Origin of the sequence: Streptomyces griseoluteus, from assembly GCF_004784465.1 — a bacterium.
Classification (GTDB): domain Bacteria; phylum Actinomycetota; class Actinomycetes; order Streptomycetales; family Streptomycetaceae; genus Streptomyces; species Streptomyces griseoluteus.
In genome coordinates this window covers 14726-27608 of record NZ_SRRU01000020.1, presented here as the reverse complement: position 1 = coordinate 27608, position 12883 = coordinate 14726, and the positions used below count along the sequence as shown (strand labels likewise).

At 69.4% G+C, this 12883-nt stretch carries 12 protein-coding genes and 3 pseudogenes; 10 read left to right on the top strand and 5 right to left on the bottom strand.

Features of this window, described 5'->3' with window-relative positions; all coding sequences use genetic code 11:
- Both E5082_RS32045 and E5082_RS32030 read right to left on the bottom strand, forming a co-directional pair.
- Positions 1-298 (bottom strand): annotated as a pseudogene (locus tag E5082_RS32045) (hypothetical protein); the annotation flags it as partial.
- Positions 299-1172: 874 nt separating this feature from the next.
- Positions 1173-1946 carry an NAD(P)H-dependent oxidoreductase gene (locus tag E5082_RS32030; RefSeq protein WP_135794708.1) on the bottom strand — a complete coding sequence of 258 codons (774 nt, stop codon included), beginning with the start codon at positions 1944-1946 and terminating at the stop codon, positions 1173-1175.
- A gap of 857 nt (positions 1947-2803) precedes the next feature.
- Here E5082_RS32030 and E5082_RS32020 point away from each other — a divergent pair.
- The 8 genes and pseudogenes from E5082_RS32020 (at position 2804) to E5082_RS32595 (ending at position 8004) form a co-directional block, all read left to right on the top strand.
- On the top strand, positions 2804-3538 hold the full coding sequence (locus E5082_RS32020) for a dienelactone hydrolase family protein (RefSeq protein ID WP_135794707.1): 735 nt from the start codon (positions 2804-2806) through the stop codon (positions 3536-3538).
- A 1222-nt stretch (positions 3539-4760) separates the two neighbouring features.
- Positions 4761-5084: a hypothetical protein gene (locus tag E5082_RS33335; protein ID WP_244321676.1), complete on the top strand. Its 324-nt coding sequence runs from the start codon at positions 4761-4763 to the stop codon at positions 5082-5084.
- A 168-nt stretch (positions 5085-5252) separates the two neighbouring features.
- Positions 5253-5738, top strand: a complete 486-nt coding sequence (locus E5082_RS32010; protein WP_135794705.1) for a TetR/AcrR family transcriptional regulator — start codon at positions 5253-5255, stop codon at positions 5736-5738.
- Between the two features lies 1 nt (position 5739).
- Positions 5740-6105: a hypothetical protein gene (locus E5082_RS32005; protein ID WP_135794704.1), complete on the top strand. Its 366-nt coding sequence runs from the start codon at positions 5740-5742 to the stop codon at positions 6103-6105.
- Positions 6106-6108: 3 nt separating this feature from the next.
- Positions 6109-6271 (top strand): annotated as a pseudogene (locus E5082_RS33895) (IS982 family transposase); the annotation flags it as partial.
- A pseudogene (locus tag E5082_RS33330) lies at positions 6272-6421 on the top strand (IS982 family transposase); the annotation flags it as partial. It abuts the pseudogene before it with no gap.
- A gap of 214 nt (positions 6422-6635) precedes the next feature.
- The gene (locus tag E5082_RS31995) at positions 6636-7391 is read left to right on the top strand and encodes a hypothetical protein (RefSeq protein WP_135794703.1); all 756 of its coding nucleotides are present in this window, start codon (positions 6636-6638) and stop codon (positions 7389-7391) included.
- A 463-nt stretch (positions 7392-7854) separates the two neighbouring features.
- The gene (locus E5082_RS32595) at positions 7855-8004 is read left to right on the top strand and encodes a hypothetical protein (protein ID WP_167514203.1); all 150 of its coding nucleotides are present in this window, start codon (positions 7855-7857) and stop codon (positions 8002-8004) included.
- A gap of 383 nt (positions 8005-8387) precedes the next feature.
- Here E5082_RS32595 and E5082_RS31985 read toward each other — a convergent pair whose 3' ends face one another.
- Positions 8388-9257, bottom strand: coding sequence for an LLM class F420-dependent oxidoreductase (locus E5082_RS31985; RefSeq protein WP_135794702.1), 870 nt, complete (start codon positions 9255-9257; stop codon positions 8388-8390).
- Positions 9258-9588: 331 nt separating this feature from the next.
- Here E5082_RS31985 and E5082_RS33325 point away from each other — a divergent pair, with 331 nt between their 5' ends.
- Both E5082_RS33325 and E5082_RS33320 read left to right on the top strand, forming a co-directional pair.
- The gene (locus E5082_RS33325; RefSeq protein WP_244321675.1) at positions 9589-10128 is read left to right on the top strand and encodes an ATP-dependent DNA ligase; all 540 of its coding nucleotides are present in this window, start codon (positions 9589-9591) and stop codon (positions 10126-10128) included.
- Between the two features lie 180 nt (positions 10129-10308).
- Positions 10309-10551, top strand: coding sequence for a hypothetical protein (locus E5082_RS33320; RefSeq protein WP_244321674.1), 243 nt, complete (start codon positions 10309-10311; stop codon positions 10549-10551).
- An 825-nt stretch (positions 10552-11376) separates the two neighbouring features.
- Here the strand turns inward: E5082_RS33320 and E5082_RS31975 are convergent.
- Both E5082_RS31975 and E5082_RS31970 read right to left on the bottom strand, forming a co-directional pair.
- Positions 11377-11889 carry a hypothetical protein gene (locus E5082_RS31975; RefSeq protein WP_135794701.1) on the bottom strand — a complete coding sequence of 171 codons (513 nt, stop codon included), beginning with the start codon at positions 11887-11889 and terminating at the stop codon, positions 11377-11379.
- Between the two features lie 376 nt (positions 11890-12265).
- On the bottom strand, positions 12266-12679 hold the full coding sequence (locus tag E5082_RS31970) for an SRPBCC family protein (RefSeq protein WP_135794700.1): 414 nt from the start codon (positions 12677-12679) through the stop codon (positions 12266-12268).
- Between the last annotated feature and the right edge of the window lie 204 nt (positions 12680-12883).

Here is a 12883-nt window from a genome sequence, read left to right as displayed (position 1 = left end):
TCTCCTTCATCTCGATGAACTCCGCTCCGCGGATAGCCTCTGCCGTCCGGCGCCCGTCCTCGGGGGTGGTGAGGTAGTCGTACTCGCCGCTCAGCATGATCACGGAACACCGGTCGCCGATGACGTCCAGCCGGTCCCTCAGATCGTGGTCGACGGAGTAGAAGTACAGGTCGCCCTTGGACGCCTCCGATCCCTGGGTGTAGCGAGCGGCCACTCCGAGATCGACCGCATCCTGGAGCAGCCGGACGAGGCTGGCGGGCGCGTCGCAAACCTCGCACAGCCCGGATGAGAGGAACATGGGTGGAACTGGTGAGACCGTCCTACGTACGCGCGTACGGAGCCGTCTCACCAGCCGACCCGGCCTCCGCACCGCCGGCTTCACCGCCCTCGCCGACCGCCTGGTGGAGCTGTTCGGCCACGAGTTGGATGGCGACTGGTCGGGACACTCGCTGCGCCGCGGTTCGCCAACGCCGCGCGCAGGGCTGGGCATGACAAGATCCGCATTGCCCGGGCCGGTGGCTGGCCCATGCTTCCTGCGGACCGTACCTCGCGGTGGCGTCGCGGTGCATCCGATCCCCCGCCAGCGGACCACGAGACCTGGTGCCGCGCCGGGACTCGAGCACCCTCGTCCGTAGTGATCATTGGGATCACCACTCGGATGCCTCCGGACGGCCAGGACGTCTGCGAGCTTCCGCTCAGGCCTGGCTGGGTCGTCAGCTCGCGGTCCCCCTTGGCGGTTGATTCCACGATCCGCCGCTCCTAAACCCCCCGCACCCGACGGCGCCGAGCTCCGGGTATCTGGCGTTGCCGAGCAACGCGACGAGACAGCCCGGACACAGACGACGCTTCTACGCTACGAACGGCACCACGGCTCAGACAGCACCATCGAAGAGCGCCCGTGGATCCTGCATTGGTACCCCCGGGATCGGTTCGAGAAGCTAGCCACGGCCGCCGGCCTGGCCGTGACCGCGGTCAGCGATCCGGACGGCAAGCCAGCCCCAGCTGATACCACCGACCCGCTGCCCTTCAGGCTCCAAGCCACCTGATCACCTTCCCGGGATCACCCTCCGCGACCGCTCCCCAAGATCTGTGCCAGAACCCGAAACTCCTGAACAAAGCCGCCCAGCCCTCTCTCGCAGGTCTACCGCTGTTCCCCGCGAAGCGGGCCGTCCTCAGCTCTCGGTACGGTAGTGGGCGGCGGTCCCCCTAGCCAGCGGGTTGACTTCGGGACGCAGGACCAAGTCCTCGTCATAGTCGCCGCCGTTTTGGTGGCGGAACGGCAGCGGTTTGGTGTGCGGAAGCTCCTCGAGGCGCTGGCGCAGGACGGTCGCGTGGAAGGCGTATGCGGCCTCGTCCACGCGGTCAGCTCCGTGGACGAGTAGCGGGGGCACTACCTCGATCCCCGCGTACCACAGCGTGCCGTGCTGGAGAGGGAAGAGCAGGTCGTTGAGCTCACCGTTGACGCCGCGGGGGCCGAGGCTCGCCTCCCGGGCCCCGGCACTGACGACGACCATCGCGCGCTTACCTGCGAGCGCCCCCTCGCCGTAGCGAACCTGGCGCCCTTGGGCATCGCGGACGCCGAAGGCGAACCCACCGACGAAGACGCGGTCGAACCAGCCCTTCAGGATGGCCGGCATCCCGTACCACCACAACGGGAACTGTACGACGAGCGTGTCCGCCCAGGACAATTTGTCGTGTTCAGTCGAGATGTCAGGGGACAATGCGCCCCTTTCAAAGGCCTGTCGGGCCGTGTTGCCAACGATGAGCCGCTCGCCGTCGGGGTGGGAGAAGTCACTGGCCCTGACGACTGGGTCGAAATTCATCGCGTACAGGTCGCTGGTGCGTACCTCGTGTCCCTGGTTTAAAAGGTGTCGGACACCGTCGCGGTACAAGGAGCCGTTCAGGGAACGGGGTTCGGGGTGGGCTGTGAGCCACAGGACTTTCACTGTTGTTTCCCTTCTGGCATATCCGTGATCGTGCGCACCTACCCGGCCCGTCCTGGGGCAACCCGCCGCTGAGCCCGCGTGGGCGGACCGACTCAGTGACGAGGACCGGCGCGGGCTGACCGCCTTGATCTGGTCGAACATCAACCCGTACGGCACCTTCCGGCTGGAGATGGACAAGCGCCTCGACCTCGGACTGTCCAACACCATCCCCCGGCCTCGCACGGAACCATCGGCTCCAGCTGACACGCCGGTGCCGTCTAGGTCATGTCTCCTTGACTTCACTGTGGTCGGGCCACGTGCGAGGGTGGTGGCCATGTCGCAGCTTGGTCACCGCTTCCGATCCTTCAGATTCACGCTCGGGCTTGCCCCGACGCGCTTCGCTGCATGCCGGGAGACAGGTGGCCCGGCTCTGGAGCACGCCTTGACAGGTGGAACGACACTCTGTGGCATCCCTCGGCGCCGGGTGACGGTCTATCGGCATCTGTTCGTAGCGAAGAGGTCAGGAACGTGCTCAGGCTGCAGGGCGAAGGCGGCCGACGCCGCGTTGAGGCCCTGAGCCAGGCATTCTTTCGCGCCACCAGCCCCTCTTCCGGGCAGCTTGTCGGCTTCGAGTTATGGCTGGACCGTGCTGCGAACTGGGGTGTCGGCGTCGGCTTTTGCCCGGTGGGCTATGCTCTGCGGCCATGACTACCGGGACGGCATTGCGCCACACACGGATTGGTGACCCGGCGCTCTTCTGAACGCCGCACGGGCCGGTGCGGGCCCGCTGTTCGACCGAGAATCTTGCGCTGCTGCGCGGGCTCCGCCTCCGTCGTGTTGATCACAGGCTCTACACATCAACCACGACAGGAGAATTCATGCCCATCAAGACGCTGCAGATTCCCACCACGGACGGTCAGGCCGACGCCTTCGCCGCCTTCCCCGACAACGGCGAGCAGCACCCAGGTGTACTGATGTACGCGGACGGCTTCGGCATCCGGCCCGTGCTGAGGGAGATGGCCCGCGAACTGGCCGGGCACGGATACTACGTGCTGGTCCCCAACATCTTCTACCGGCACAGCCCGGCACCGGTGATCGGCCTTCCCGAGCACATCGGAGAAGAGGTCCGGCCCGCGATCATGGCCCAGTTGATGCCGTTGATCGAGGCGCACACCGCCGAACGCGTCCTGAGTGACGCCGACGCCTACCTCAGGGTCCTAACCACCCAGCCCGAGGTCGCCGCCGGGCCGGTCGGGGTGACGGGCTACTGCATAGGCGGCCTCCTGGCGATGCGCACCGCAGCGGCTCACCCCGGCCAGGTGGCCGCTATCGCCGCATTCCACGGTCCCGTGGACGCGGACGGGCCCGACGCCCTCGCCGAGATCACCGCCCAGGTCCACTTCGGCCACGCCGAAAGCGACCTGACACCCGAGGCCCTGGGTGAGCTCAACCGGGCACTGGACGCCGCGAAGGTCGACTACACCTCCGAGATCTACCCCGGCACCATCCACGGGTTCACCATGTCCGACACCGACGCCTTCAACTCCGCCGGGCTGCAGCGCCACTGGGACCGCCTGCTCCCCCTTCTCAACCGCGCACTGGCCAACATCTGAGGTCCCGGATCGGAAACCAAACCTGAAGTACACGGCGGCGACCAACAGACGGCCCGGCGGGCCACACCGATGTCGGCATGGCCGGCCGCTGGCCCGCCCGGCCATCCAGCGTTCGGTGGCCGGGCAGGCCAGCCGATCCCGGTTGACGGTGTCGGCGTCCACCCAAGCGACGCTCCGCCGCGCGATCAGCGCGCTCGGAGCCGATGCCGGGCAGGCAAGCAACTACGTGACGCGCGCACCGAGCCTCTCGGCCCCGCCGCGGTTTAAGCTGCGCGCGTGCCTCACCAGCCCATCCCACCCGCTTCCGCGCTCCGGAGCTCCGGCGCCCCGGCGCCCCGGAGCGGACGGGGATCAGACGACCGCTTCTCGGCGCGCTCGTGGCCGTCGCCGTGCTCGCCGGGTCCGCGACCATCGCGACTGCCCTGACCGGTTCCGAACCTTCGACACGCAGGCCCGATTCCGGTGCGCCCTCGGCGTCGGCGCGTACCGCAGGCCGGAAGTTGGGCTTCGGGCTTTCTTTCGGTGACTCGCTGACCTGGATGACGGACGCCGAGCGGAGCCGCGCCATGGCGGATGCCGAGGAACTGGGCGTGCACTGGCTGCGGGTTGATCTGTCGTGGCGGAACATCCGGCCCGATTCACCGGATCAGTATTTGTGGGAACGCTTCGACCCGGTGGTGGATGCGGCCCGCGCCCACGGGCTCGAGGTGCTTCCCACCCTTTCCTACACTCCGCGCTGGGCCGCCGATCCGCGCTGCGCGGGCGCTGGCCCGGCGTGCCCGCCCGCCAACAGGGACCGGTTCGCCGAGTTCGCCCGTCAGGCCGCCGAGCGGTACGCGCCCAGGGGCGCACACGTGGGAGATTTGGAACGAGCCAAACATCAAGCCCTTCTGGCAGACCGGTCCGGACGCCGCCCGCTACACCGCGCTGCTACGCGCGACCGCTTCCGCCGTCCGCGCCGTCGACTCGAACGCCTATCTGCTGCTGGGCGGTCTCGCCGCCGTGGACACCATCCCCTCCAAGCAGTACGTGTCCCACAAGACGTTCCTCGCCGAACTAGGCCGCCTCGGGGCGCTGAAGCAGGTGGACGCCGTCTCGTACCACCCCTACACCTATCCCCTGCTGCCCAGCGCAAGGACCGCTACCGGTAACCCGCTTCGAGGACACCGACCGCACCAAGGACAGCCTCGTCGCCATCCTGTCGCGGTACGGCGAGCCCCACATGCCGATCTGGCTCACCGAGACCGGCGCACCCACCTGGTCGCAGGGCAGCGCGGCGGACAGTCAAGCGGCGCGGAACACCAGTCATGTCACGCCCCGGCTCCAGGCCGAGATCGCCACGGACACGGTGACCGCTGCGGCGGCGAGCCCTGTGGTGAGGGCCGTGTTCTGGTTCTCGTACCGGGACGGGGGCCCCGAGACCCCCGCCAGCCGCAAGTCGCAGCACTACGGGCTGACGTACTTCGACGGCCGGCGCAAGCCCGCCTTAGACGCGTTCGAACGGGCGGTCCGCGCCTACCGGGCCAAGGACGACCGGCGGGACTAGATGAGTGAGTCCGATGTGTGTGCTGGTCGATGTTCGCGCCCGCCGGACCCGGAACAGCACCGCATCATCGCCAGGGGCGTCCCCAGCGAAGAGTCAGCTTCCCTGCACCTCCCGTAAAAGAACGCTCATTCTTGACTGGTCGTTCTTTAATCGCATACGATCATGGGCATGGGACGACCACGCGCCTTCGACACCGATCAGGCCGTCAGTACCGCAGCCGCCCTCTTCGCCGCCCACGGCTACGAGGGCACCTCGGTGGACGACCTGGTTACAGCCACCGGCATCCACCGAGGCAGTCTCTACAAAGTCTTCGGCTCCAAACGGGGCCTGCATCTAACCGCCCTGCGCAACCACCTCGACCACGAGATCCACCCGACCAGCGCCGCCATCGCCACCCTCACCGACCCCACGCGGGCACTGACAGCAGCCATTGCCTCGTACGACAACGGTCCGGCCGCCGGACTTCTCCTCCTTGCCGCCGCCGAACGCGCCCCCCACGACCCAGAGGTTGCCGCGCTGGTCGCGGAAGGCATCACCGCGCTGGAGGAGGCCCTGCGCCCCTCTCACGGTGACGCCGCCCCTCAACTCGCCTCCACTGTCCTCGGTACCCGCCTGCGCCTGCGCGCCCAGCCGACCGCCCCCAAGGAGCACTGACATGGCCCTGATCTCCATCGACCGCGAACGCGGCCTACTGACCGCCGAATTCCAGGGCCTCGACAAGCTCTGGACTTTCAAGAGCCGCCTGGAAATCCCCCTCACCCACGTGCGTGGCGCCACCCACGACCCCGGCATCGCCCGCGAACCGAAGGGCATCCGCGTCGGTGGCACCCACTTCCCTGGTGTGATCACCGCTGGCCGCTTCCGCCGCGACGGTGAACGCCTCTTCTGGGACGTGAAGAACCCCGACAAGGCGGTCGTCATCGAACTCGCCGACGCCGAAAGCTACGACCGCCTTGTCATTCAGGTCGACGATCCCCGCGCCACGGTGGCCCTCATCGAACAGTCAATCGCCCGCGGCTGAACCGTGACTTCCGGCTTGGACGCCCTTCTGGCGGCCCTGTATGTGTTCATCGACGACCATGTGCCGCCTCGTCGCCGGATAGGGCGACCGCCGAAGCTGTCGGACGCGGAACTGCTGTGCCTGGCCGTGAGTGCTGTTGTGCTCCCCTCGGCCCGGCACTGGCTTCCTCAAGGGCCAGCTCACCCTGGAGCACCACGGTGGTCGCACCCCAGCCGGAGTGTTCGCTCGCACCGGCCAGCGGCTCGTGGCTCTGGCCGCCGCCATCTGGCACAACTGGACCACCAACGCCAAGGTCAAGCGCTCCTTGATCGCCTAGGACCACTGAAGACATCGGACTCATTGAGCGTTTTCAACGTTGCTTCTTGAGGGTGAAGACGGTCTTGGTAATGACGCTCATGCGTTTTGGCTGATGCGGGATCTGCGGAAGATCTGCCAGGACCCAGCCGTGCCATGCCGCGCTCGACAGGTGCCCGGGCTGCAACCATCAGCGGAACTCCGCGGTCTGTGTCTGAGACCGAGGGAGGCGGAAGGTGTTCGCGTCGTTGTTCCTGTTGATGGTGCTGGGCCTTGAGCTACTGGGCGGGCTCTTGGCCTACGCGTTCTGGAAACATCGACGCCATCCCCCGCTGCACCGGCGCTGGTGGGTTCTGGGAACGACTGCATGCGCCCTGGGGTACGCCCACACGCTCGCCTATGGCCTCGCGTTGACCCAGCCGACGGACCTTTGCGGGCAGCGATCCCTGGACAACGACTATCCGCTGACGCATGTACGCGTGGATGCCATTCCCCCGCGCCTGGCGTGCTACTGGTCGGATTCGGCACTGCACGGCCCCAGCCACCCCACGGCTGCGGGCACCTGGCTGATGTGGTGCGGGGCCGCCTTGCTGGTGGCCGGCGCGGCAGCCTGGGCGGTGTCCTTGGACTCCCCGATGCCACGCTGGGCGCGAGCGGGCATGATTCTTGCGCCCGCTACATCTGCCGCCCTCTGGATCTGGCAAGTCGCCCCGCTGATGAGCCTGTCGACCATCGATCTTCAGAACGAATGCTTTCGCTGGCAAGTAGCTCACCTGCACTCCGCGCCGTCCGGCGAGCTGGCGACAACCAAACGCACTGTCATGCCCCCGGCCGTCGAATGCGTCTTCGCCGACGGCACGGTGAACCTCATCAGTTTCGAAGCCTTCGGGCTCGCGTGCTGCCTGGCCGTGTTCCTGCTCTGCTGTGCCACACCACTGCTTCGTATGTCGACAGCAGCGGCGGGAGTGCCCCGGGCGCGCCCTTACCGGTAGTTCGTTAAACCCGGCGGTAGAGATCAAGGGGACTGCCGGTGGTGACGGCGTCGAGGAGGGCTTGGGTGGGTCCATGTCGGTCCATGCCCGCCGCCAGCGGTACAGGGTGGTGTCCGGGGTGAGCCAGGCCCGGACGGCGCGTAATGCCCCGGGCCAGCGAGAAGTTGGGGCTGGTGGTGTGTTGTGGGGCCCCCTCTCGTACGGTGAGGCGCCGCCCGTCGACGACTACCAGCTCACCACCCGCCCGACGCCAGACCCGGCGTAGACACGACGATGCCCCCGACCGCGCCGGTCGGGGGCTTGCTCGCACGGTCATTCGGAGTGCCGCACCGCTGCCTTCACTGCCTGCTCAATGGCGTCCCGCGACAGCTCCCCGTTCTCACGCGCCGCGTACTCCGTCACCACAGTGCGTACCGCTCCAGATGCCTCACGCCAGCGCCGCCACTACTCGTCATCCTGCCCGATGTCCGACCCCGCCCGCTCCAAGCTCGCTGTCGCCGCCCTCGGCACCGCCTTTGCCGTCAGCGTCGCCATCCAGGCTCCACACCTGGTCGTGCCCCTGACGTTCGGGCTGACCTTCTGGATCGCCGCCTGTGCCTTCCTGAAGCTGTGAGGCAGGCAGAGCGGGGGACAAAGGTCCCTGGGGACCTCACCGGCCGCCCCGGCATCGGCAAGTCCAGGCTCGCCGTCCTCATCGCGCTGCGCTTGCACGGGATCGGCGGAGCAGGGAAGTCTCGTCCGGCAACGGAAGACGTGCATGCCCGACACCGAGCACCTCGGCCTGCTCAGCTCTCCCCCTCCGGGCTCGGCGGAGCGTGCATCCTGCCGTCTGCGGCTGGTGACAGAGTTCTTACCGGCACCCCAGGATGCAGAAAGGCACGGTCACCGCCGCGGCCAGCGCGGGCGCCTTGGGTGTCGGGTCGGCCCGCAGCAGCGTCTCGACGTGCGGGGACGCCGTGCGGTGTGAAAGCGGCTGGGGCCCGGGCGGGCCTGTTGTCACGCGCCCGAGCTGATCCATGTTCGGGCGAGTTCCTTGACCCACGTGGCGGCCCCGTTTGGAGTCGTCGGGGGCGCGCCGACGACGACGAGTTCGGTGACGCCTGCCGCGGCAAGCCCTGGCAGGTGTTCCGGGGTGCCGTCGCTCGGGGCGACGGCGACCGTGAGCTCCCCGAGATCGCGACCGTGGCGGGCGCACTCGTCGGCGAGAGCGGCGATGCGTGCCGGGATGTCGGCCACCGGCACGTTGAAGCCGTACCAGCCGTCAGCGAGCGTGACCGCGCGACGCAGCGCGGTGTCGCTGTTGCCGCCGATCACGACCGGGAGCCGGCCGCCGCGCAGCGGCTTGGGGTTGACCCGGATCGCGTCGAACCGGGCGAACTCGCCGGTGTAGGAGGCGGGGTCCTGGGTCCAGAGAGTGCGCATGGCGGCGAGGTACTCATCGGTGCGGCGCCCGCGTCCGGCGAAGGGAACTCCAAGAGCAGCGAACTCCTCGGCCGACCAGCCGACCCCGACACCGAGGCTGAACCGGCCGGCGGACAGTACATCGAGTGTGGCGACCTGTTTCGCGACCAGGACCGGGTTGTGCTCGGGCAGCAGGAGTACGCCGGTGGCGAGTTCGATCCTGTTGGTGACCGCTGCCGCGAAGCTCAGGGCGAGCAGCGGGTCCAGCCAGTCCGCGTCCGCGGGTACGGCGATCCGACCGTCCGCGGAGTAGGGATAGCGGGAGGCGGGCGCGTCCACGAGCACCACGTGCTCGCCGCACCACAGCCTCGCGAAGCCAGTCGCCTCCGCGGCCGTGGCCACGGCCCGGATCACCTCCGGACGGGCACCGTCACCGATACCGAGCGCGTGCAGCCCTACCCGCATGATCGCATCCTAGGCACAAGAACGCGGACACGAGCGACGCGGCACGCCGTCTGCGAGGGGCTGGGACGCCACCCGGCGATCGAACGATCGGCCCGCTGGGGCTGCCTGCCGCGGGCGGGGGCGCCGTGCGGCGCGAAAACATGTGGGGGGCTGGTGCCCGCTCGGTCGACTCCGCTCGTCTCTTGGGATCTTGAGCCCGTAGGTCAGTCTGGTGCGGGGGCTGTTGAGGGGCCACGCACTGTTGCCTTCCAACACGCCGGTCAGGTTCTCGTCTGTCGGCGACGACTTGCTGGTACCGGGCGGAGCCGCGTGGAAGGCAGCATGAGCCCATGTGGATGCTGCCAGGGCCGATGCTCGCCGAACAGCAGGCCCGGCACTGCCCGACGGGTGGGCGGCCGAGGTCAAATGGGACGGATGGCGAGCGCTTCTGTCCTGGGACGTCGGGCACCTGGTGCTGCGTTCACGCAGGGGCGCGGACCTCGTTCCCGGCTTTCCTGAGCTGCGCTCCGGCGCGGTCCAGCTTCCCGACGGGACGGCCTTGGACGGGGAAGTGGTCGTATGGGAGTCCGGCAGGCTCGCCTTCGAGCGGCTCCAGGGCCGCCTCCAGCGGCGAGGCGCCGGCGCGGCCCGGCTCGCCGAGCAGTGGCCCGCCCACTACGTGGTCTTCGACCTGCTGCGGCTGGAGGGCACCGACACCACCACCTGGCCGTACCGGCGCCCCAGGGCTGCTCCCGAACGCCTCTTCGCCGAGCAACAGCTCACCGCGCCGTGGGCGCTGTGCCCGTCGACCACCGACCCGGCCACCGTCCGGGAGTGGCTGACGAGTTGGACGACCGTCGGGGTCGAAGGGGTGGTCTACAAGAGGCTGTAGGGCGCCTACGAACCGGCCTCGCGTGGCGGCTGGAGGAAGTACAAGCCCCGGCACACCGAGGACGCCATCGTCGGGGCGGTCACCGGCTCTCCGGCGGCTCCGCGCACGCTCCTGCTGGGCCGTTACGACACCGATGGGCGCCTGCGCTACGTCGGGCGCACTACCACGCTCCCGCAGGCCGTGGTCGCCGACTTCCTCACACCGGCCGCAGACCATCCGTGGACGGGCTGGACCTTCAGCGCGGGATGGGGCTCGCGCGAGAGCCTGCACGTCACTCTCGTCGTGCCGGAGCTGGTGGTGGAGGTCGGTGTCGACGTCGCACGCGACGGTGCCGGACGCTGGCGCCACCCGGCGCGCTGGCACCGGATGCGCCCGGAGCTGGCACCTGCCGACACCCCGCCCTTCGAGGGACATACGGCGTAGGTGACGATGGGGACGGCAGTGGAGTGCCGGCGCCCCCAGCCCATCCCAGCCCCGGTGTCGGGGAGTTGCTGACCGAGACCGCGGGCGGCTGACTGGTGGGCTTCTCGTGCCGGTCGGCGGTGACACCGAACAGGAAGCCCAGCGCGGTGAGGGTGGCGAGTCCCGCACCGAAGGCGGTGCCGAGGTCGCCGGTCTGCGGCAGGGCGGTGGAGGTGGCGCGGGTGCGCCGGTAGACGGCATAGCCGACAGCACACGACACGAGGTAGATCAGCGCCGCCGACACGTCGATGGGTACGGTCATGGTGCCCTCACGGGTCACGGGCCCGCCCGCCGCGACTGGACATCCTGCCGGGCGGGCCCTGGGTGGAACAGACCCGACCGCGGAGTACGGAGGGCCCTCTGCACCTTCAGGTGGAGCGGGACCCCCAGACAGCAGAAAGGGCCCAGCTCTCCTTAAGGAGCAGGGCCTAACTCGCGGGGCGACTTCAAAAACGCTCTCACGCCGGAGGGCGAGACAACAGGCTCCACAGAGAAATGAAAAAGTCAGTTATGGACCTGTGATTTACCGCTTGTGAAGTTGCTCCGACCGTGCGGTGAGAAAGACCGTGCCGCACGCGCGCGCGGCACGGTCTCACGAGTTCCACCGATGTACCTCGGCGGAGGTCAGCGGTCCTCGCGGGCCTTGGCGCGTGCCGCCCGCAGCGGGTTGTTCGCCTTGCGCCAACGGCCTTTGAGGCGGCGCGGGAACCAGCCGCGAACGCCCGCACGGTGAGACGAAGGCCTCCGGGAGGTTGTCCCGGAGGCCTTCGTCGTGAGCGGGGGCGGTCAGTCGGCCTTGACCACGTACACCGTGTCCAGGAACGGCTTGTCGGCCGGGCCCTTCGGGTAGTCCAAAACGGTGATGTCCTGGTGGGTGCACCCGCCGTCGCGGTGCAGCGCCGGGTTCATGCAGTGGTCGCGGGTGTGCTCGTGGACCATCCACCGGCCCCGGTGGTAGCGGCGGGTCGGTCCCGTCCCATCCGTGTCCCGGCGCGGGCGCGGCACCGATTCCTGTCGGCCGCGGATGGTGACCGGTCGCACCGTGCCGTCATCGGTGATCCCCCGGCGTCGGTCCGCGCGGACCTTGACCGGCTTACGCGTTTCCTCAGCGACGTCGACCACGCCCTTGCCCACCCGCTCCTGGGTGATCAGGTCCCAGCAGGCGATGACCGCGCGGGCGGCGAAGTCGCCGTTCTCCGCGGCGGCGTACTTCTCGGCGAGCAGGTCCCCAGCGCTCAGCCGCTCGAAGCCGACCGGGGCGAGCGGCGGCGTGGAGGCGTTGTGCGCGTACAGGGTCAATGACCATGTCGTCGGGGCGCCCTCGCTCTGGCCGGGCGTCGTACGCCCACGCCCGGCCCGGTGCCCATGAGCACGGCTCCCGCTGCGGCGACCGGCAGCACCGCACCGGAGCCGGTGTTCGCCGGACCGCCGCCCGAGACCGCCTCACCGGCGACCGGCGACCGATCACCGGTCATCCGGAAGTCGGCCGTGTCGCCGGCCGTGACCGTCGTATCGGCCGGCTCCCATCCCTCGTGCTGGGCGGAGCCCGGTGCGGCGGGCTTCTCGTCGGGGCGGGATCGGTGGCGGCGGCCGTCACCCGCGGTCCGTCGTGCAGCGCGTGGCCGAGGGCCTTGTACGCGGGCCGTCCGCTCCGGCCCGGCCCCCGGCGGGGCGGTCAGCCCGCCGCGTCCCCGGACCGGGACCGCACCCGCTCCTCCAGCCGCCGCAGGCTGCCGTCGAGCGCCTCGCCGACCGCCTGCTCGCCCGGGTCGTGCGCCTCGTCGAAGAAGGACAGGTGCACGATCACCTCGCTGGGGCCGCTGTCGATGCCGGACACCTGGAGCCAGCCGGCGTAGGCGCCCTGTTCCCGGGTGCCCCACTCCAGCCGCATCTGGTCCCGCTCCGAGCGCAGCAGCGCGGGCATGTCCTGGCCGGAGCGGTCCTCGTGCACGGTCACGGCAGGGAGGTCCGCCGCCTCGACGTGCACGGCGTCGGGGATCCAGGTGTCGAGCTGGCCGACGTCGGCGGCCTGGTCGAAGACCTGCTCGGGCCGCGCGTGCATCGTGCGGGAACGTTCGTACTCGGCCATCGTGGTACTTCCCTCCGTGTGGGAGCGGTGTTCCGCCCGCGTGCCCCTTCCGCGGCGCCCGAAAAGCGCGCCGTGCCCGCCCGTCACCAGCCTCGGCGGTGCGGCAGGCCCGGGCCGCCCCGGTCTCAGCGGCGGAAGGCCGGGTACCGCACAGCGGAGCGGTCCGCCACGGCCGGGCGACCCGCCGCAGCAGCAGGTCCATGG